The sequence below is a fragment of the Halobacillus litoralis genome (assembly GCF_009856415.1).
Taxonomy (GTDB): domain Bacteria; phylum Bacillota; class Bacilli; order Bacillales; family Halobacillaceae; genus Halobacillus; species Halobacillus litoralis_C.
Genome location: NZ_WMEZ01000006.1, coordinates 98,489 through 119,219 on the forward strand (window position 1 = coordinate 98,489; position 20,731 = coordinate 119,219).

Consider the following 20,731-nt stretch of genomic DNA (forward strand, 5'->3'; position numbering starts at 1 on the left):
GTAAAACATGCAGTGGGGTCAAATTAAAACATTATTTATCATCAGTTTCTTAATCCTCGACCTTTTCCTGCTGCAGCAATTGTTAAGCAAGCAAGCGGAGGATGAAGTAGGGCAGATTTCCACCGTTGCTGAAAGCATTGAAACCGAACTGGAAGCAAACGACATTTCCATTGCGGAGGATGCGATCCCGGAGGAATTGCCAGAAGCTACACCGATTGAATCGGAGAGTATGCATACGTTTCCTGATGATGTGATGAGTCAGATTGAAGATATGGGTGAGAGTGATAAAAAGATCGAGCTCAAAGAAGACGGTCAAGTATTGCAAGTCACTTTTGATGAGCCGATAGAAGTGACGGAAGATACAATCCAAAGCGTTGTCACTGATGTCGTCCCTTTCGCTTCCCGTTATTCGTACTGGGGATGGAATGAAGAGGCGGGTGCGGCTCTTTTTTTCCAGGCTAAAAACAATAAAACGGTTTATTTTAACAATAACGGCTATTTGCTGGTGAATATCGTTGATGGTGAAATGACGGGATATGTCGCAACCTTGTTATCTTTTGAAGATGGGGAATACTCAGGTCCTTCCGGTGACACGGAAATCACCATTGAACCTTTAAGTGCCATTCGTATCCTGTTGAATAACGGTCTTATTGAGCCGGGAGATGAAATCACATCGATGGATATTGGCTATCATACGAGTTACAGTCTGCCTGCCGGGGAAGAAAATGAGACGCAAGTGTTTGCATCAACTTGGAAAGTGACGGTCAACGGAGATCGCAATCATTTTCTCTACACCTTGGACGGGACAATTATTGAATATATCAACGAAGAATCATTTATATCAGATGTTAAAAGTGAGTACGGTTTAAAAAGTGCGGAAGAAGAGCAAACGGCAGCCAATGAAAATAGAGAAACCAATTAAATGGAGTGTATGGAATGAGCATGAGATTTAGTGTACTTGCTTCAGGCAGTACGGGGAACGCATTCTATATTGAATCGGGAGATGAGAGAATATTAGTGGATGCGGGCTTGAGTGGTAAGAAAATGGAAGGGTTGCTTGATCAAGTGAATATTGATCCTCAATCCTTATCTCGCATCCTTGTCACTCATGAGCATAGTGATCACATCAAAGGTCTTGGCATCATGGCAAGGCGCTACAACCTTCCCATCTATGCCAACGAAAAAACGTGGAATGCGATGGAAGGACAAATCGGCAAACTTTCCATCGATCAGAAATTCCACTTTTCCATGGAAGAGACGAAGACATTCGGAGGGTTGGATGTAGAATCCTTTGCTGTTTCTCATGACGCGGCAGACCCTATGTTTTATACGTTCCATAAGGACGGGAAGAAAATCGCTCTCGTCACCGATCTGGGCTATGTATCGGAACGGATTAAAAAGACAGTAGAAGGTGCCGATGCCTACATTTTTGAATCGAATCATGATGTGAGCATGCTTCGGATGGGACGCTACCCATGGAATGTGAAACGACGTATATTAGGGGATTCCGGCCACGTTTCCAATGAAGACTGTGCCCTTGCCCTCACCGATATCATTTCGGACCAGACGAAAAGAATCTACCTTGCGCATTTGAGTCTGGATAATAATATGAAAGACCTTGCCCATATGTCTGTAAAAAATGTTTTGGAAGAGCGCGGAATTAAAGTGGGCAGCCACATCGAACTACATGATACGGATCCACAGGAAGCCACACCAATCTTTGAGGTTTAAAAGGTTTTAAATAGTAAAGAATAAGGAAACAGTACCTTAGAAATCTGAGAGCGTGAGAAAGGTAAGGTGAAAGAGGCGTGGGTTATTATGATGATCATTCCCCAACCCGTCAGCAGAAACAGCAGCGCAGGCGGTGGGTGATGCCGACGATTGTCGGAGGTATTTTAGGAGCTGTTCTTGTCTTGCTGGCTTTGCCTGCTTTGGTTCAGACAGAGTTGCTTCCTTATGATATGACGATCCCTGAGGATGAGAGTGGACTTGTTGAAGATGATCAGGAGCTAACAGGTGGCACGACTAAAAACGTCCAGCTAGATGTGAATACCCAAATCACCGATGTGGTTGAAAAAGTGACTCCCTCCGTGGTAGGTGTCGTCAACTTGCAGACCCGTCAAGACTTTTGGCAGCAGGAAGGTGACTCCGCCCAACAGGCAGGAGTAGGATCTGGTGTCATTTACAAAAAGGAAGACGGCACTGCTTATGTCGTGACGAATAACCACGTTATTGAAGGGGCAAGTGAAATTGAAGTCGTCCTTGCCGATGAAACAAGGGTCAAAGCCCAGTTGATCGGAGGAGATTTATTTACCGATTTGGCCGTTTTGAAAATGCCGGCCGAACAAGTCGAACAAGTCGCTGAATTAGGGACTTCAGAAAACTTGAAAGTCGGAGAACCGGCTATCGCTATCGGTAATCCGCTTGGTCTCAGTTTCGCAGGCTCGGTCACTCAAGGAATCATCAGTGGTAAGGAACGAGCCATTCCTCAAGACTTTAATGGAGATGGGATGGAAGACTGGCAGGCAGAGGTCATTCAAACGGATGCAGCCATAAACCCTGGAAACAGTGGTGGTGCACTTATTAATATTGATGGTCAATTGATTGGGATTAACTCGATGAAAATTGCTCAGTCTTCCGTCGAAGGCATCGGTTTTGCCATACCGATTGATTCAGCCAAGCCGATCATTGATGAATTGGAACAATTCGGCCAAGTGAATCGTCCGTACATTGGTATTGAAGCCTATGGACTGAATGAGGTACCGACGTCTGAATGGAGCGATACATTGAACCTTCCTCAAGATGTAGACGGTGGGTTGTACATCCGTAGCATTCGTCAGATGTCTCCAGCTGCTAAAGCAGGTCTTGAGCCATTGGATGTCATTACGGCCTTGGATGGTGAACCTGTACGGGACATCATCGATTTGCGTAAGTACTTGTACAATGAAAAAGATCCAGGGGATGAGATGGAAATCACGTATTATCGAGACGGTGAGCAAGACGCAACCACTCTGACGCTGGGATCCCAAGAGTAATTCATACAAAAGAGTATCCGCAATTGGATACTCTTTTTCATGGTCAAAATTTGATATAATACTACAAGTTTCACTCTAATGTTATCCACAGGGTGTGAATAGTATTCTGGATAAGTGTCATATATGGTAGTAGAAAATATGTTCGCCACCATATAGATTTGGCGTTTGTGTATATGTGGATAATTTCTGTGGATAACCTGTTTATATTCAGGGGAAAGCTGTGAATATCAGAAAATTTACAAGGTTTGTGCATAAGTCTGTGGACAATTGTGGGTAACTATTTTCGTTAGTCTGTTTTTTCCACATGTGTATAAATGTAAACAGGTTTTCCTCATCATTTCTTGTTGTTTATCTATAGACAATCCCATCAAAAATTGTCTAATGGTAACGATAATCGAGAATTCTTTTAAGCACTCTGTTTCTTCACTTTCTGAATCTTGGATTTCTTGCGGTAGTGCCAGTTCAACACATAGATCAGTGGAGTCAAAACCGCGGTGGGCAGCAACCATAGCCAAATGCTTATACTGGATATATTCAACAGACGTGGAGCACCAAAGACGGTGAACGCTGTAAGGGTCGCAATCGAACAGCCGATTAAATTTCCGAAATGCTCAAAATACCAGTGCATTTTATTTTGGGGTGGGGTCAGCCAGTAATACAATTGCCCTCCGCCAAGAATAATCCCTAAAATAGGGAAGTATTGAAGCAATGGAAATTCGTACAACCATCCGAACACCATGGTGATGGTCGACATTAGGATGAGCAAGCCTGAAATGCCTAAATCATAAACATTGCGGTGCTTTTCTGTCCGTTGTTTAAAGCGCAGCACGCGGATACCCATCCATGCCGTTGCCGCACTTAAAGTGGCGATGAAAAGCAGGAAAAAAGAAAAAGCTTGAGCTTCTGGTACCGTATTATCGAAAAAGATGCGATAAATGCCCATATACAAAGCTGTTGCTGCTACGGTGTACATGGCTGTGACGTAAACCCATCCGACTTTTCTGTGGATGTTTCCTCCTTTTTTCGTTGCAAGGGGAACCCAAAAGACGATGAGAGCACTGAATCCAGCGATGATATGGATGGTAAGCATGATTGGAAATAATAACATAGCAATCGCTCCTTTCATGACCTCCTCCTATATATACGCTTTCCTGAAGCTACTCCCCTCCTTTTTTACTAGATGTTTACAAAAAAACCGGCTGGCGCCGGTCTTTTTAGTATAGTTGATCTTGTTGCCATGTTTTCTTGATGATTTTAGTTAATGCAAGAATCGCAATCAAGTTCGGCAGCACCATAAGCGCATTAAACGTGTCGGCCATTTGCCAGACGAAATCCACTTGCACAAGCGAACCTGCCACAATGAAGATCAATACAACCCCTCGGTAAAAAGGAACGCCTTTTTCACCGAACAGAAACTTCACGTTCACTTCTCCAAAATAAGCCCATCCGAGAATCGTTGTGAAGGCAAAGAATAAGAGGCAGATTGCGATGAAAGGAATTCCGAATTCTCCCAGTCCGCGTGCAAATCCTTCCTGTGTGATCGCACTTCCCTGCAGGTCTGTTTGATGGGCATCTGTAATCAAAATGACCATCGCTGTCAGGGTACAAATGATGGCGGTATCGATGAATACACCGACCATGGCGACGAGCCCTTGATGGGAAGGACGCTTGACGTTTGCAATGGCGTGCGCATGAGGGGTCGAACCCATACCAGCTTCATTTGAAAAGAGCCCGCGTGCAATACCGTAGCGAATCGCTTCTTTGATCGTGGCACCGAGAACCCCGCCGCCAGCTGCTTCGGGGCTGATTGCAGCCTGGACGATAAGCTGTAGTGTCGGAAGAACCTGGTCCCAGTAATTCACCATAATGATGAGACTTCCAATGATATAGAGCAAGGCCATGACCGGGACGACATTTCCAGCAAAAGATGAAATTCTGGTGATGCCACCGAATAGAATGAGTCCGATGAAAAAGGCGACGGCGACTCCGAGTCCAAGATTAAGCGCTGTGGAACTCGAGCCAACAGCTTCGTTCATCGCGGTCGTAATCGCGTTGGATTGTACCATATTTCCGACAAACCCAAGGGCGATGATGATGGCAATGGCGAAAAATCCCGCGAGCCACTTGCTGCCAAGCCCGTCACGGATGTAATAAGCAGGACCACCGTGGACCTGGTCGCCTTTTTTCACTTTATAAAGTTGAGCGAGAACGGCTTCTGCGAAAATCGTTGCCATGCCGAAGAAGGAGCTGATCCACATCCAGAAAATCGCCCCGGGACCGCCGGCTGCAATAGCGGTCGCGACACCAGCGAGGTTCCCTGTTCCGACCTGTGCTGAAATCGAAGTCGCAAGCGCTTTGAAGGAGTGGATGCCTTCTGTTTTTTCTTTTTTGAAAAGGGGAGCAAACGTCTGCTTGAATCCTTGTCCAAGGGAGCGAACCTGGATGAAGCGCAGTTGGAATGTCAGCCATACGCCCGTTCCAAGCAGGAAAATCAGCATGACTGGTCCCCATAAAAAGCTATTGATCTCTATGAATACGTTGGTTAGTTGTTCCATGGGTAAGATCCTTTCTTTCTTTAACATATGACCATGAAAAAGAGTATCTCACTTGCAAGCGTTTTAGGACAAGAGGAAATGTTATTAAGGAATTCGACAGCGTAAATTTAGTATTCGACACAGCTATTTAAGAATTCGACAGTGTTATTTTAGTATACGACTAAGCTACTTAAGAATTCGACAACGATATTTATGTATCCGCCGTCACTACTAATGCTTTCCAAACGCTGAGGAAGTTACGTACAATAGAAAAAAAGGAGGGTTACTCATGATTGATTTGCGTAGTGATACCGTAACCAAACCGACGATGGCGATGCGTCAGGCAGCGTTTGAAGCAGAGGTCGGGGATGATGTGTACGAAGAAGATCCAACAGTGAAAAAACTGGAAGACAAGGCGGCGGAAATGCTCGGGAAAGAAGCGGCTTTGTTTGTAACTAGTGGAACACAGGGGAACCAGATTGCTGTATTGACTCACTGCAACCCCGGGGATGAAGTGCTTCTGGAGGCGAACGCCCACCTTTTTCTATATGAAGGGGCATCGATGTCGGCCCTTGCTGGCGTTCAACCGCGGACGATTCAAGGAAGACGTGGAGTGATGGACCCTGAACATGTAAAGGCCGCGATTCGGCCGGACGATATTCATTTTCCGGAAACGAGCTTGATTTGCCTTGAGAACACCCATAATAAAGCGGGTGGCGTTGTCGTGCCGCTTGAAAATATGCAGGCGATCTATGAATTGGCTAGAGAAGAAGGGATACCCGTCCATCTCGATGGTGCCCGCTTGTTCAATGCGTCTGTCGCCACAGGAATCTCTTTGCACCGATATGCTGATCAAACCGATACGGTACAGGCGTGTTTATCGAAGGGATTAGGTGCACCGGTTGGATCGATTATTGCGGGTTCCTATGACTTTATTCAAAAGGCGAGAAAATGGAGAAAGCGTCTCGGCGGCGGATTGCGCCAGGTCGGGATGGTTGCTGCACCTGCGTATGTGGCCTTGACCGAGATGGTCGACCGGTTAGCGGAGAATCACGCGCATGCAAGGCAGTTGGCGAACGGCCTTCAGCATGTGGAAGGTCTGACGATTGAAAAAGTGGAAACCAATATCGTGCTCGTTCATGTGAATGGACTGGGTGAAACAGCCGAATCCTTTTTACATAAGTTGAAAGAGGACGGTATTCTAGCCGTGCCCTTCGGTCCGACTACAGTCCGGTTCGTCACGAATTATGGTGTGGGTGGAAGAGAGATTGACCAAGTCATTGATAGGATCATCTCCAGTTATCTGTACTAGGATTATCTTTTCATGAATAGGGTATAGATAGGCAATAACCCATGGAGGTGGCTTTCATAGCGGACATCCGAGCAAACCAGGTCAGACGAGGTTCATCAGTCAATCACGAAAAATTTGCTGAGATGTTTTACAAAGATTCGTTTGTTGATGGTATTCCGCTGGATGAGCTAGGCAAGGATTTGAGAAGGATGAAACGATATAGAAAAGAATTAGATAAGCGAAAATAGTCAAACCCCCATGGATGCATCCATGGGGGTCATTTATTATACAAGTTCAGGCATTCGTTTCGGCTCCTGGGACTGTGCTTCAAGGCCAGCTTTGTTCAGGAAGTTCCACGGCTGGTTGAAGTGTGGCTGGAAAAAGAAATCGGTGTAAGCCAGTTCGTCAATGGTCATCCCTGTTTGGATACATACGCTCATCGTGTTGATGGATTGGGTCACGTCCGCTTTGGAAATGACTTGCGCTCCAAGGATACGGCGGGTATCCGGGTTAATCGTCACTTTCAGCATGACTTCTTCTGCTGTTGGCATAAATCCTGGGCGGTGCTTGTCCTTAGTTGTGAAACTTTTCACATGAATGTCTAAAAGTTGAGCAGATGTTTCTGTAAGTCCAGTAGAAGCCATATTGAAATCGAAAATGTGAAGACCTGATGTGCCTTGTGTTCCGACATGTTTCATTGTCGGCTCAATTAAGTTGCGGGCGGCCAACGTTCCCATACGGACGGCATTTGTCGCAAGTGGAATATACATGTGTCCGCGTGTCGGGTTGTAAGAAACGGCACAACAGTCGCCGGCAGCGAAAATATCAGGGTCACTCGTTTGCATATACTCATTGACTTTGATGGCGCCGTTATCAAGCATGTTGACTTTTCCTTTTAAAAGATCTGTGTTCGGACGGAAGCCGACGCAAAGGATGACGAGGTCTGTTTCGTATTTCCCATTGTTTGTTGTGACGGTAGAAACGGTTCCGTTGGTTCCCTCAAAACGTTGCACCGTTTCGTTCATTGCAAGCTCAATCCCGCGTGATTCGAAATCATCTTCGACCATAGTTGTGAATTCTTCATCTAAATACTTGTTCAAGATTCGATCTGCACCATCGATGAGTCTCACGTCTTTGCCTGCCTTTTCAAAAGCTTCGACCAGTTCAACACCAATATAGCCAGCGCCGACGACGGTCACCTTCTGGGCGTCTTTCGCACGTTCGATGATTGTATTTGCCTGGTGGTAGTTTTTCGCAAGCAAGATGTTATCAAGGCCGATGCCTTCGATGGGAGGGGTAACCGGCCATGAACCTGTCGTCATCACGAGCTTATCATACGTGTCGTAGATTTTTTCACCTGTGACAAGGTTTGTAGCTTCAATCGTTCTTCTGACTGTATCAATGTTTTCCACGTCATGCTGCATTTTCATTGTCACGCCAAGGTTTTGCAGCTCTTCAGGGGAAGAGTAAAACAACCCTTGCGGATCATGGACAACTCCACCGACGTATAACGCTAAACCACAAGATAGGAAAGATACGTTGTCATTTCGTTCATAAACCGTAATGTCTGCTTCAGGATAAAGTTTCGCCATATTAGTAACCGCAGCGGTACCTGCGTGAGTGCTTCCAATAACAGCAATTTTCATGGTTACATCCTCCTTGAATATTCATGTGAAACAATTCACATGATGAATATGGTTCTATTATAAAACGCTCTTTTTTGAAAAGCAACCCCTTTGCTCAATGTTTCACATAATAACTTTCCTTTTATTGTTTGACCAGGTCATACATATTTTGGAAAGTTTATATATGCTGTGTTAATCGTCTGTGAGGTTTGTATTAATTTTGTGATTAGCTGAAGGAAATTATGATCCCGCATGGAAGAGATAGGCGAAGGTCTAATTTCTAATATCAAGGGAGTGCTTCATTTGAAGAGAATGTTCGGTTTCGTTTTTAGTCTAGTCTTTCTTTTGTCTGCTTATGGTGTCGCTGCAGCTAGTACCATAACTGTACAAGAAGCTCTGTACACATCGAATGGTTCAGACATAACGGTAGAAGGGTACATCGTAGGGGTTCCTGTAAGTATTGATACGGTCGAGCAGAGCAACTTTACGAGTAATTATGCTTTAGCGGTAGCCGATGATGCTTATGAAACCCAGGTGGACGACATGATTTTTGTGAAGTTAGATTCAGAATATCGTAGTGAATATGGACTGCAAAATAACCCTGGGTTGATGGGTACGAAAATCAGAGTGAATGGTACAAGGGATGATTATTTCGCTCACCAAGGAATTGAATATGTGACATCGATATCTAAAGTTTCATCCAATGATGGGGGAGAGGACGACGGTGGTACATACACGGGAAGCTACTATCAAGGTGCGGAAGGTCTGTCCGGTTATGCATTGAAACAGTCGTTGCATGACATCATTGACGACCACACCGAGCTTTCTTATTCCAACGTCTGGGATGCGCTGCGACATACAGATGAAGATCCATCCAACTCGAACAATGTGTTGCTTTTGTACTCTGGAAAATCCTACAGTAAGTATGATAACGGTGGTTATGTCGATGACTGGAACCGTGAGCATGTCTGGGCGAAGTCTCATGGAGATTTCGGAACGTCGATGGGGGCGGGGACAGATATCCATCACCTCCGTCCGACGGATGTAACCGTCAATTCGGCTCGCGGAAATCTGGATTTTGATGAAGGGGGATCCGCTTTTTATGAAGCGCCAGGCACTTATTATGACGGGGATTCCTGGGAACCTCGCGACGCGGTCAAAGGGGACGTCGCACGAATGATTTTTTATATGGATGTCCGTTATGAAGGGGACCAGGGGGAATTGGATTTAGAAATTGCTGATTATGTAGGGACGAGCGGTCCATACTTAGGGAAGCTTTCCGTATTGAAGCAATGGCATGCACAGGATCCTGTCGACGACTTTGAACGAAACCGAAATGAAGTCATATTCAATGATTACCAGGGAAATCGAAATCCATTCATTGACCACCCAGAATACGTTGAACAGATATGGTAAAAGAATCAAGACAAGAACCGGACCACGATTATGGTCCGGTTTTATTACGGATTCAAATTCCAATATCTGTATGACCTGGTACAACAATAGGTACAACAATATCTGGTAGTGTTATTCCATCGTTGCAGGAATTTGGTTTTGGGGTGGAGTAGTTTATAAGATATGAGATTTTTAGGAGGGGATTGGATGGCAAGGGATGTTCGGTTTAAGGTGGAGGGGCAACGGTTCAACTATAGAGCGGCAGGTATATTAATGGAAAACGATCATGTGCTTTTACATAAACAGGTGGATGATTCCTATTGGGCGCTTCCTGGCGGAGGCATTGAACTTGGAGAAGCTTCTGAAGATACAATTGTCAGAGAAATGAAAGAAGAGCTTGGGTTTGACGTCGAGGTGGAGCGAACCGTATGGATGGCGGAGACGTTTTTTGAACATCGTGGGGATGACATGCATGAGGTGGCTTTCTACTATTTATTAAACACAAAGGAGCCGAAATTTAGAGAAGGATCGTTCCATGGCCTTGAAGAGGAGCGGCTGATCTATCAATGGATTCCGATAGAGGATATAGAAAATATTGAAGTCCGACCGCCTTTTCTCGGAAAGGCATTAACGAATGTTCCATGTGAAACATCGCATCTCGTTGTGAAAGGGTAAGAGAGTTCTAGTTGCTCACATAAGCTCGTACAATGGTACGAGTCCTATTTTTTCGGAGGTGGGGAAGTGAAGAAAAAGTTCGTCACATGGACGATCGTGTTGTATGCCATTTATGGTCTTTTGCTAGGCCTTTATTTTTTCCAGTGGACAGATGTCGGTGTGCCGCCAGCCTATGAAGGAACGGCTGCGGATCCCACAACGTTCATGACGGAAAAAGAGCTGGAGCTGAGCCAGGAGTATTCGCGGTATAAGAACTTCTTATCTTTTCTCGGGGAGCCGCTCGAGTGGATCATCTACCTTGGTGTAATGATCTTCGGTGCCTCCGTAGTTTTTAAAAATTTCGGCAAGCAAATTTCCCGTTTCCGTATCATTCAAATTCCACTTTTCGTTTTACTGCTACAAACGTTGACGACGATTCTTTTATTTCCTTTGGATTATGCGAGACGGTGGCTGTCTGTGAAATATGGTATTTCCACACAAAGCTTTTCCAGCTGGATGCGTGATGAGCTGATTGGATTTTGGATTGGGTTCATCATCATGGCGCTTCTCATCACCGTCCTTTATTTTCTTATAAAAAAGTTCGAAAAGCGCTGGTGGCTGATTGCCTGGGTGCTCATGATTCCGTTTTTATTTTTTATGATGTACTTACAGCCGGTCGTCATCGATCCACTTTACAACGACTTCACTGAGCTGCAAGATAAACAGTTGGAAGAGAAAATCCTCGCGCTTGCGGATGAAGCAGACGTTCCTGCAGACCGGGTGTATGAAGTGAATATGTCTGAGAAGACGAACAGCATGAATGCCTATGTGAACGGCATTGGATCGAATTTGCGCATCGTACTGTGGGATACCACACTGAACCGTCTTGAGGAAAATGAAGTGCTGTTCATTATGGCGCATGAAATCGGCCACTATGTCATGAACCACTTGTATTGGAATTTAGCCGGGGTCATTGTCGCGACGTTCTTTGGACTTTATTTCACCTACCATTTATTACGATACGCAACGCGCAGATGGGGAGAAAGGCTGGGGTTTACGAACGTATCCGATATCGCCAGTTTACCGATGTTCTTTCTTATCCTGACGATGCTTTCGTTCTTATCCAGTCCAGTGGAGCTTGCCATATCAAGGAATGCCGAAACAGATGCTGACCAGTACGCGATTGAAATGACCCAGGATCCGGATGCGGCAATAGGTTCGTTCCAGGAGCTTACCGTGAACGGTTTGAGCGACGTTCACCCACCTGCGCTCGTTAAATATTTACGCTACGGACACCCGACGATGATGGAGCGCATCCATATGCTTGAATCCTATCAAGGCATTGATGTAAAAGAAGAATAATAGACTTACAATATCTGCCACACCAGGTCATCCATATTCTGGATGACCTGGTGTGGCATTTTTTAGGTTGTATCTAGTATGTGAGGGGGTATTCTGATAAACTCTTAATAAATGATTTTGTAAACGTTATCATATTAAATAGGAAGAAAGAGGAGGGTATGGGATGCTTTCTATGCTTGAGGATTACCGGAATCAAGTGCTTGAGACGTTGTTTGGGAATGTGGAACATTGTATTGTCGTCGTCGATCGGGAGGGCTGCATTTCTTACATGAATGAAAGTTACTGCCGTTTCATTGATGTGGATCAAACGACCGTGAAAGGGAAGCATGTGACGGACGTCATTGAAAATACGCGTATGCATATCGTTGCGGATACGGGAGAAGAAGAAATGGCCGACCTTCAGCAAATCCGTGGCGATTATATGATCGCCCATCGCATTCCACTCTGGGAAAACGGCAAGGTGATCGGTGCGCTCGGTATGGTTCTTTTCCGTGACACGGATGAATGGAAAATCATGAACACCCATATCAAGGATCTGCTTCTTGAGCTTGAAACCTACCGCAATCAAATGCAGCAGCAGAACGGAGCCAAGTATTCTCTGCATGACATCATTACGAGTTCGCCGGATGTCCTGCAGTTAAAGGAAAAAATACGCAAAACCGCACACAGCGATGTCTCTGTTCTTTTGCGCGGAGAGAGCGGCACAGGGAAAGAGCTGTTCGCTCACAGTATCCATCACCTCAGTGAGCGGAGCACAAAGCCTTTTGTGAAGGTGAATTGTGCAGCAATCCCTGAAGACCTTATTGAAGCCGAGCTGTTCGGCTATCAGGAAGGGGCGTTTACGGGTGCGAAAAAAGGCGGCAAGCCCGGGAAGTTCCAACTTGCCCATGGCGGAACGCTTTTCCTTGATGAAATTGGAGACATGCCGCTAAGAGCGCAGGTGAAAATCTTGCGTGCTCTCCAGGAAGGGGAAATCGAAGCGGTTGGAGCGGTTCACCCGCAGGAGGTGGACGTCCGCATCATCGCTGCGACCAACCAGTCGCTGGAGGAAATGATTCAGGAACAGCGTTTCCGTGAGGACCTTTTTTACCGGATCAATGTCGTCCAGATTGATATTCCCCCTCTCAGAACGAGACGTGGGGACATCAAAATTCTCTCCAAATATTTATTACAGAAAATCTCCGACCGTACAGGTAAACGTGTGGAAGAGTTTTCGAAAGCGGTCGAGGATGTCTTTTACAAATACCGCTGGCCGGGGAATGTCCGTGAGCTTGAAAATGTCATCGAATCAGCGGTGCATATGACCGACGGGGAAACGGTTCATTATGAGGACCTTCCTTCTCATCTTCAAAAGGAATCCGCCCCTGTACAGGAGGCAGAAACCTTGAAACAAATTGTCGAGCAAACCGAAAAACAAGCCATCCAAAAAGTGCTGAGAGAAACCGATGGTGATAAAAGTGTGGCGGCGAAGCGGCTTGGCATCGGAAAAACAAGCCTCTATGATAAATTGAAAAAGTACAATCTCTAACCATTCCAGAATTCAGGAAACCATTCCGAAATTCCGGAATGGTTTTTTTTCGTGCGTTTATGTAAGGGTTTTCATAAAACGAACGCGCTGTATTCCGGAAATCCGAAAAAGATATTTCACAAAAGATTCAAAATCCTTGATGCTACAATACCGTGAAGTTGGCATGAAACTTGCATGTAAAAGGGTGAAGGGAGTGTGAAGACTCATGAAACAAATTTATTCATCATTTCATGAAGCTGTGAAAGATATAAAGGATCATTCAACGATTATGGTAGGAGGATTCGGGCTCGTCGGGATTCCGGAGAATTTGATTCTCGCCCTTGTCGAATCGAACGTAAAGCATTTGACGGTTATTTCTAACAACTGTGGTGTCGACGATTGGGGTCTTGGACTACTTTTGAAAAATAAACAGATTGATAAAATGATTGGCTCGTATGTCGGGGAAAACAAAGAATTCGAGCGTCAGGTACTTGCAGGTGAGCTTGAAGTTGAGCTGACACCACAAGGAACGCTTGCTGAGAAAATCCGTGCAGGCGGAGCTGGCATCCCGGCCTTCTACACACCAGCAGGAGTCGGTACGCCAATAGCAGAAGGCAAAGAGGTACGCACCTTCGACGGTAAGGAATACCTTTTACAAGAAGGATTGACGGCAGACTTCAGTCTCGTCCGTGCGTTTAGAGGAGACCGTCACGGTAATCTTGTGTACAACAAAACAGCACGCAACTTCAACCCGATGATGGCAGCAGCAGGTGCCGTGACGATTGCAGAAGTCGAAGAACTCGTCGAGCCGGGTGAACTCGAAGCAGACGCGATCCATACGCCGGGCATTTACGTGCAAGGGCTCATCGAAGGGCAGCAGGAGAAGCGCATTGAACGTTATACGGTAAAAGCAGAAGCATAAATAGGAGGTAGATGAACAATGGCAGTACAAAAAGACAAAGCGGCAATCCGTGAAATGATTGCCAGACGAGCTGAGCAGGAAATTGAAAGCGGTTACTACGTAAACCTCGGAATCGGCATGCCGACAATGGTCGCGAATTACATCCAGCCGGATAAAGAAGTCGTGCTTCAGTCAGAAAATGGACTCTTGGGCATCGGACGCTCCCCTTATGAGCATGAAGTCGATCCGGATTTGATTAATGCAGGTAAAGAAACGGTAACGGCGTCTGTTGGTGCCGCCTACTGCGACAGTGCAGAATCGTTTGCCATGATCCGTGGGGAGCATCTTGATTTAGCGATTTTAGGCGGCATGGAAGTGGCAGAAAACGGTGACCTTGCAAACTGGATGATACCAGGAAAAATGATCAAAGGTATGGGCGGGGCGATGGACATCGTCCACGGTTCGAAAAAGGTCGTTATCATTATGGATCACGTCAACAAACACGGGGACCCGAAAATTTTGAAGGAATGTAAACTGCCGCTGACAGGAAAAGGCGTCGTCGACCGTATCATCACGGACCGTGCTGTCATGGACGTGACGGATGAAGGTTTGAAGCTTGTCGAGATTGCAGAAGGATGGACAGTGGACGAAATCAAAGCACAGACAGAAGCGGATCTCATCATCAGTGACGAACTTTTAAAAATGCCGTCCAGCAAATAAGGAGGAAGACCAATGGTTGAAAATAAAGTGGTATTCATTACAGGTGGAGCAAGCGGAATCGGCTACGAAATCGGAACCGAATTTGCTCGTAACGGCGCGAAAGTAGCGCTCAGCGATATTAACGAAGAAAAAGTGAATGAAGCGGCGGATCGTCTGAACCAAGAAGGTCTGCAGGCGATCGGACTCGTCTGTGACGTGACGAAAGAAGAACAGATCCAAAGTGCGATCGACGAAACGGTAGAACAATTCGGCCGTTTGGATGTGCTCGTCAACAACGCCGGTCTGCAGCACGTCGCATCCATTGAAGATTTCCCGACCGAGAAATTCGAATTAATCACAAAGATCATGCTGGTTGCCCCGTTCATGGCGACGAAACACGCTTTCCCAATTATGAAAAAACAAGGCTTCGGCCGCATCATCAACATGGCGTCCATCAACGGCCTGATCGGATTCGCCGGCAAGTCTGCTTATAACAGTGCCAAACACGGCGTCATCGGTCTGACGAAAGTGACGGCTCTTGAAGGTGCGGAAGACGGAATCACCGTCAATGCGGTCTGTCCGGGTTACGTCGACACACCACTTGTAAGGAATCAGCTGGAGGATCTGGCTAAAAACCGTGGCGTTTCTTTAGAAAAGGCACTGGAAGAAGTCATCTACCCGCTTGTTCCGCAAAAACGTCTTTTGTCTGTTCAGGAAATCGCGGATTATACGCTGTTCCTTGCAAGCAACAAAGCCAACGGAGTCACGGGTCAAGCAGTCGTCATCGATGGCGGTTATACGGCTCAATAAACGAAAGGGGATTTTTACATGAAACCAGTGTATATCATAGAAGGGGCACGCACTCCGTTCGGTACGTTTGGCGGCGCCTTGAAGGACGTCGATCCGACCGATTTAGGAGTGACAGCAAGTAAAGAAGCCCTCAAGCGAAGCGGCATTTCTGCAGAACATATTGATCTCACCATCATGGGTAATGTCATTCATTCTTCCCAAAACGCACCTTACTTAGCGCGCCACATTTCCTTAAAAACAGGTGTCCCGCACACAAGTCCGGCTCTTGCGGTCAACCGTTTGTGCGGATCTGGCATGCAATCCGTTATATCGGCTGCCCAGTCGATTCAGCTTGGTGAAGGGGAAACGGCTTTAGCTGGTGGTGTGGAAAGCATGAGTCTTGCACCGCATGCCATGCGCGGCAGCCGTTTTGGCACGAAGCTCGGTACACCGAAAATCGATGACATGTTGTGGGCGGCTTTGACGGATGAGTACATCGGCGCAGGAATGGGTGTGACCGGTGAAAATCTTGCGCAGAAATACGAAATTTCAAGAGAACAGCAGGATGAGTATGCCACACGTAGTCACAAGCGTGCAGCGGAAGCCCGTTCCACTGGAAAGTTTGCGGATGAAATCGTTCCTGTTGAGATTAAGACACGGAAAGGTACAAAAGTAGTCGATCAAGATGAGCATATCCGTGAAGATACCAACCCTGAATCCTTATCCAAGCTCAAGCCTGCCTTCAAAAAGGACGGTACAGTAACTGGTGGAAACGCAAGTGGCATCAATGACGGCGCAGGTGCCGTTGTTTTGGCAAGTGAGAATTACGTGAGTGATCACAATGTTCAGCCGATTGCCAAAATCCTTTCCTGGTCCGTTGCAGGCGTGGAGCCTGAATACATGGGTATTGGTCCTGCACCAGCGATTCGTCAGGCATTGGAAAAAGCAGAGCTTTCGCTTGATGATATGGATCTTGTAGAAGTGAACGAAGCGTTCGCATCGCAATATCTTGCCGTTGAAAAAGAACTGGGACTCGACCGTGATAAAGTGAACGTCAACGGTGGAGCCATCGCCCTCGGTCATCCAATCGGCGTAAGCGGCACACGTGTCCTGTACACGATGATCAAGGAACTCAAACGCAGAGGTGGACGTTACGGCGTCGCATCGCTATGCATCGGCGGCGGTCAAGGCATCGCCATGGTCGTCGAGACTCAATAAACCTAAGGAGGAAAAACCATGCTCGGAATTTTTCTCGGACTTGCCGTATTGATGGCCCTCGCCTACTTAGGCTGGTCGATCATCTGGGTGGCGCCCATCGCAGCTGGTGTCGTCGCCCTCACCGGCGGTCTCGATTTACTCGAAGCCTACAAAGATACATACATGGGTGGATTCGTCGCCTTCGCCAAAGACTGGTTCCCGGTCTTCATGCTCGGAGCCATCTTCGGGAAATTGATGGAAGACACGGGGATGGCCCGGTCTGTCGCAGTCGCCCTTACAAAATTGATTGGTACCCAGCGGGCCATTCTAGGGGTGCTCGTATCTGCTGCCGTTCTGACATACGGCGGAGTCAGTCTGTTTGTTGTTGTTTTCGCGGTCTATCCATTGGCCCTATCCCTTTTCCGTGAAGCGAACATCAGCCGAAAGCTGATTCCCGCAACGGTCGCTTTAGGTGCGTTTACATTTACAATGACAGCCTTGCCAGGTTCCCCGCAAATCCAGAACTTGATCCCGATGGAATACTTTCAGACGGATGCAATGGCAGCCCCTGTCATGGGTATCATCGCAGCCATCATCATGGGCGGCGGAGGTTACTTTTACCTGAGGTGGCGTGAGAAAAAACTCGTCGCTCAAGGAGAGGTATTCACCGAACCAAAAGAAAAGAAAGAGAAGAAAGAAGACGAACAACCGGACAAAACGCCGAACTTCTTCCTGTCCCTTTTGCCATTATTAACGGTTCTTCTTACATTGAATCTATTAGAATGGGACGTCGTCACTGCTTTGATTTCAGGAATCGTGCTCATCATGCTTCTGAACGTGACGATGTACAAGAAGTTCATCCCATCCATGAACAGTGGAGCGGGAGGTTCCGTCATCGCCATCATCAACACGAGTGCCGCAGTCGGCTTTGGTACAGTCGTACGAGAAGTCCCAGGCTTCGCCAATCTGACACAATTGCTGATGGGCATCAAAGGAAATCCATTGATCTCAGAAGCGATCGCTGTTAACGTGCTCGCTGGTGCAACCGGTTCCGCATCCGGCGGTATGGGAATAGCACTTGAAGCGCTCGGATCCAAATACTATGAAATCGCTATGAATACAGGCATCAGCCCGGAAGCTTTCCACCGTGTTGCTTCTCTATCCTCAGGCGGACTTGATGCGCTTCCGCATAACGGAGCGGTTTTGACGCTGTTTGCCATTACAGGAATGACGCACAAAGACAGCTATAAGGATATCTTTGTTGTTGCTGTTCTTATTCCAGTGATCTCTGTAGCATTCGTTATTTTGTTGAACACAATTGGCATTCTTTAAGAGTTGAATAACATTTATTTAACAGACCAGGTCATCCATATATTGGATGAACTGGTCTGTTTATGATAAAAAAAGGAACCCGGTAAAAACGGATTCCTTGGGGTGCGATCTATTTCTTTCTGTTGAACGTCTTGTCTTTGATTGATTTAAAAGCTTTGGAGGAATTGTCCACGGTCTTTCCGATGACATCTGACCCTTTCTCAGAAGCTTTCTTAACAATATTGCCGGAAGAATCCAGCGTTTTCCCAATCAGACCGCCTTCACCCGTAATCGACTTGATAATCTTACCCGAAGTGTCGACCGTATTATGAATGAAGTCATTGGCTTCTTTGGAGACCCCTTTTACAAAACCATCATCTTTCTTGTCTGCCTGCTCATTTTCCCTAGAGTCGTTGTTCTTTTTGAAATCACTCATGCCGTCATCTCCTCTTTAGGAATTAATGGCTTACCATCTCAGTCTATGTCTGGGGTGGCAGGTTATGAATAAATTCCAAAATATGTATGACCTGGTACACCTAATTATGGAAATCCACTTCGTGGTACACTAGAGACAAATGAAGCGATACGGAGGAATACAGGATGAAGATTACGATAGTCAGTGTTGGGAAGTTGAAGGAAAAGTATTTGAAGCAGGGGATAGCGGAGTACGTGAAGCGTTTGGGTCCTTATGCGAAAGTAGATGTTGTTGAAGTCCCCGATGAAAAAGCGCCGGAAAATTTGAGTGAAGCACAAATGGTTGAAGTGAAGCAAAAAGAAGGCGAACGCATCCTTTCGAAAATATCCCAAGATACATACGTCATCACACTGGAAATCGAAGGAAAGCAGTTGACGTCTGAGAAGCTTGCGAAGAAAATGGACGAGCTTGCGACGTACGGGAAGAGTAAAGTGGCGTTTGTGATCGGTGGTTCGCTTGGCTTAAGTGATGAGGTGCTCAATCGGAGTGATTTTGGGTTGTCGTTTTCGAATTTGACGTTCCCTCACCAATTGATGCGTTTGATGTTGGTGGAGCAGGTGTACAGGGCTTTCAAGATCATACGGAATGAACCGTACCATAAATAATGGTAATTCAAGAAATGCAATAAATAGTTTAGGACAGATGAGACATAATGTGAAACAGAATTCTGGGTTTCCTTACGGGCGAAGGTGTTGTAGGGGAAGGTGATTTTAATTTCTCTACACTCTTAATAAATACCTATACCCATTGGGGAATGCCGAATTTGAATAAAAATAATATTAGAAAAGAATGTCCTTTTTTATGTAAATAGGGTTGTAAAACGCTTTCATCATGTGTAAACTAAACTCAAGTTAAAATCCAAAACGTTTTGGAAAGGATCTTAGGAGACAAATAATGGCTACAATAAAAGACATTGCAAAACTAGCAGGAGTATCCGTTACTACCGTTTCAAGAGCATTGAATGGTTATTCGGATGTAAATGCAGATACTAGAAAACGGATTGAACAAATTGCTAAAGAAATTGAATACAGCCCGAATGCCTTGGCAAGAAGTCTTGTGATGAAACATACGAAAACGATTGGACTTTTAGTCTCGGGATTATCGAGAGATGGTGCGAAAGATAATATCGTCTTTGATGTGTTAACTGGAATCAATGAATACTGTGGATCGATGGGGTATGACTTGGTTTTATTCAATACCACGACATCGAAACAGAAGGAAAAAACATATGCCCAATTGTGTCGTGAACGGCGAGTGGATGGAGTTATTGTACAAGGAATTAAGAAAGATGACCCATACTTAATTGAAATCTTTGATAGTAACATTCCTTGTGTCTTGATCGATGTCCCCGTGGAAAATGAACATACAGGTTATGTCTCGACGGACAACGTAGACGGTTCTATGAAAGCAATCCGGCATTTAGCTGAATTAGGACATATCAATATTGCTATGATTAATGGTCATGATCAGGCTTATGTAAGTAAAGAACGAAGAAAAGGGTTCGAACTTGGCATGGTGGAAGAAGGTTTGGATATCCACTCCGAATGGATAGTGAATGGTGAGTTCACGGAGTTAAAGGCAGAAGAGGTAGCCTATCATCTGCTCGTAGATAGCCCTGAAATTACCGCCATCTTTTGTGCTAGTGATTTAATGGCTTTAGGTGTCATGAGAGCGGCATTTGAACTTGGTAAGAGAGTTCCTGATGACTTATCCATTGTCGGCTATGATGATATTACTCTGGCTTCATATGTAACTCCAGCCTTAACAACGATTGCTCAGGATACTTTCCGCATGGGTTATGAAGCTGCTGATTTGCTTTTGAAAATCCTTCACCAGACAGATGAAAAAAGGGTTCAGTTGATTGATAATGAATTAAAGGTGAGAAAAACAACAAAAAGATGTAAATAGTAAATTTTTTTCGAGAAATTCCGAAACGTTTCGGATATATTTTTTATT

General features: G+C 45.7%; 19 protein-coding genes and 1 pseudogene. 16 read left to right on the top strand and 4 right to left on the bottom strand.

Annotation, left to right across the window (positions count from 1 at the left end; translation table 11 throughout):
* The first annotated feature begins 7 nt into the window (after nt 1-7).
* The 3 genes from yycI (at nt 8) to GLV98_RS14675 (ending at nt 3,035) form a co-directional block, all read left to right on the top strand.
* The gene (yycI, locus tag GLV98_RS14665) at nt 8-922 is read left to right on the top strand and encodes a two-component system regulatory protein YycI (RefSeq protein ID WP_160916546.1); all 915 of its coding nucleotides are present in this window, start codon (nt 8-10) and stop codon (nt 920-922) included.
* A gap of 14 nt (nt 923-936) precedes the next feature.
* On the top strand, nt 937-1,731 hold the full coding sequence (locus tag GLV98_RS14670) for an MBL fold metallo-hydrolase (protein WP_160916548.1): 795 nt from the start codon (nt 937-939) through the stop codon (nt 1,729-1,731).
* 77 nt (nt 1,732-1,808) lie between these two features.
* Nucleotides 1,809-3,035 carry a trypsin-like peptidase domain-containing protein gene (locus tag GLV98_RS14675; protein WP_160916550.1) on the top strand — a complete coding sequence of 409 codons (1,227 nt, stop codon included), beginning with the start codon at nt 1,809-1,811 and terminating at the stop codon, nt 3,033-3,035.
* A gap of 406 nt (nt 3,036-3,441) precedes the next feature.
* Here GLV98_RS14675 and GLV98_RS14680 read toward each other — a convergent pair whose 3' ends face one another.
* Both GLV98_RS14680 and GLV98_RS14685 read right to left on the bottom strand, forming a co-directional pair.
* Nucleotides 3,442-4,161, bottom strand: coding sequence for a DUF2306 domain-containing protein (locus GLV98_RS14680; protein ID WP_237417149.1), 720 nt, complete (start codon nt 4,159-4,161; stop codon nt 3,442-3,444).
* Nucleotides 4,162-4,249: 88 nt separating this feature from the next.
* On the bottom strand, nt 4,250-5,590 hold the full coding sequence (locus GLV98_RS14685) for an alanine/glycine:cation symporter family protein (protein WP_160916553.1): 1,341 nt from the start codon (nt 5,588-5,590) through the stop codon (nt 4,250-4,252).
* A 268-nt stretch (nt 5,591-5,858) separates the two neighbouring features.
* On the opposite strand from GLV98_RS14685, the gene ltaE reads away from it, so the two are divergent.
* Nucleotides 5,859-6,881 (top strand): low-specificity L-threonine aldolase, encoded by a 1,023-nt coding sequence (gene ltaE, locus GLV98_RS14690; protein WP_160916555.1) that lies wholly within the window; start codon nt 5,859-5,861, stop codon nt 6,879-6,881.
* Between the two features lie 263 nt (nt 6,882-7,144).
* On the opposite strand, the gene GLV98_RS14695 is transcribed toward ltaE, so the two are convergent.
* Entirely contained in the window at nt 7,145-8,506 is a 1,362-nt protein-coding gene (locus tag GLV98_RS14695) for an FAD-dependent oxidoreductase (protein ID WP_160916557.1), read from the bottom strand.
* 291 nt (nt 8,507-8,797) lie between these two features.
* Here GLV98_RS14695 and GLV98_RS20400 point away from each other — a divergent pair.
* The 10 genes and pseudogenes from GLV98_RS20400 to GLV98_RS14740 all read left to right on the top strand — a co-directional run.
* Nucleotides 8,798-9,115: pseudogene (locus tag GLV98_RS20400) on the top strand (DUF6359 domain-containing protein); the annotation flags it as partial.
* Nucleotides 9,095-9,901: an endonuclease I family protein gene (locus GLV98_RS14700; RefSeq protein WP_423785016.1), complete on the top strand. Its 807-nt coding sequence runs from the start codon at nt 9,095-9,097 to the stop codon at nt 9,899-9,901. The pseudogene GLV98_RS20400 and the gene GLV98_RS14700, both read left to right, overlap by 21 nt.
* Before the next feature lie 186 nt (nt 9,902-10,087).
* Nucleotides 10,088-10,555, top strand: coding sequence for an NUDIX hydrolase (locus tag GLV98_RS14705; protein ID WP_160916561.1), 468 nt, complete (start codon nt 10,088-10,090; stop codon nt 10,553-10,555).
* 66 nt (nt 10,556-10,621) lie between these two features.
* The gene (locus GLV98_RS14710) at nt 10,622-11,896 is read left to right on the top strand and encodes a M48 family metalloprotease (RefSeq protein ID WP_160916563.1); all 1,275 of its coding nucleotides are present in this window, start codon (nt 10,622-10,624) and stop codon (nt 11,894-11,896) included.
* A gap of 163 nt (nt 11,897-12,059) precedes the next feature.
* Entirely contained in the window at nt 12,060-13,424 is a 1,365-nt protein-coding gene (locus tag GLV98_RS14715; RefSeq protein ID WP_202410070.1) for a sigma-54 interaction domain-containing protein, read from the top strand.
* A 205-nt stretch (nt 13,425-13,629) separates the two neighbouring features.
* On the top strand, nt 13,630-14,325 hold the full coding sequence (locus GLV98_RS14720; protein WP_160916565.1) for a CoA transferase subunit A: 696 nt from the start codon (nt 13,630-13,632) through the stop codon (nt 14,323-14,325).
* Nucleotides 14,326-14,343: 18 nt separating this feature from the next.
* Nucleotides 14,344-15,024, top strand: a complete 681-nt coding sequence (locus GLV98_RS14725; RefSeq protein WP_160916567.1) for a 3-oxoacid CoA-transferase subunit B — start codon at nt 14,344-14,346, stop codon at nt 15,022-15,024.
* Between the two features lie 12 nt (nt 15,025-15,036).
* Nucleotides 15,037-15,813, top strand: coding sequence for a 3-hydroxybutyrate dehydrogenase (locus GLV98_RS14730; protein ID WP_160916569.1), 777 nt, complete (start codon nt 15,037-15,039; stop codon nt 15,811-15,813).
* An 18-nt stretch (nt 15,814-15,831) separates the two neighbouring features.
* Nucleotides 15,832-17,010 carry a thiolase family protein gene (locus tag GLV98_RS14735; protein ID WP_160916571.1) on the top strand — a complete coding sequence of 393 codons (1,179 nt, stop codon included), beginning with the start codon at nt 15,832-15,834 and terminating at the stop codon, nt 17,008-17,010.
* 18 nt (nt 17,011-17,028) lie between these two features.
* On the top strand, nt 17,029-18,321 hold the full coding sequence (locus GLV98_RS14740) for a GntP family permease (protein WP_160916573.1): 1,293 nt from the start codon (nt 17,029-17,031) through the stop codon (nt 18,319-18,321).
* 109 nt (nt 18,322-18,430) lie between these two features.
* On the opposite strand, the gene GLV98_RS14745 is transcribed toward GLV98_RS14740, so the two are convergent.
* Nucleotides 18,431-18,736, bottom strand: coding sequence for a hypothetical protein (locus GLV98_RS14745; RefSeq protein ID WP_160916575.1), 306 nt, complete (start codon nt 18,734-18,736; stop codon nt 18,431-18,433).
* Between the two features lie 164 nt (nt 18,737-18,900).
* On the opposite strand from GLV98_RS14745, the gene rlmH reads away from it, so the two are divergent.
* Entirely contained in the window at nt 18,901-19,380 is a 480-nt protein-coding gene (gene rlmH / locus GLV98_RS14750) for a 23S rRNA (pseudouridine(1915)-N(3))-methyltransferase RlmH (protein WP_160916577.1), read from the top strand.
* Between the two features lie 289 nt (nt 19,381-19,669).
* Nucleotides 19,670-20,683 (top strand): LacI family DNA-binding transcriptional regulator, encoded by a 1,014-nt coding sequence (locus GLV98_RS14755; RefSeq protein ID WP_160916579.1) that lies wholly within the window; start codon nt 19,670-19,672, stop codon nt 20,681-20,683.
* The last annotated feature ends 48 nt before the right edge of the window (nt 20,684-20,731 follow it).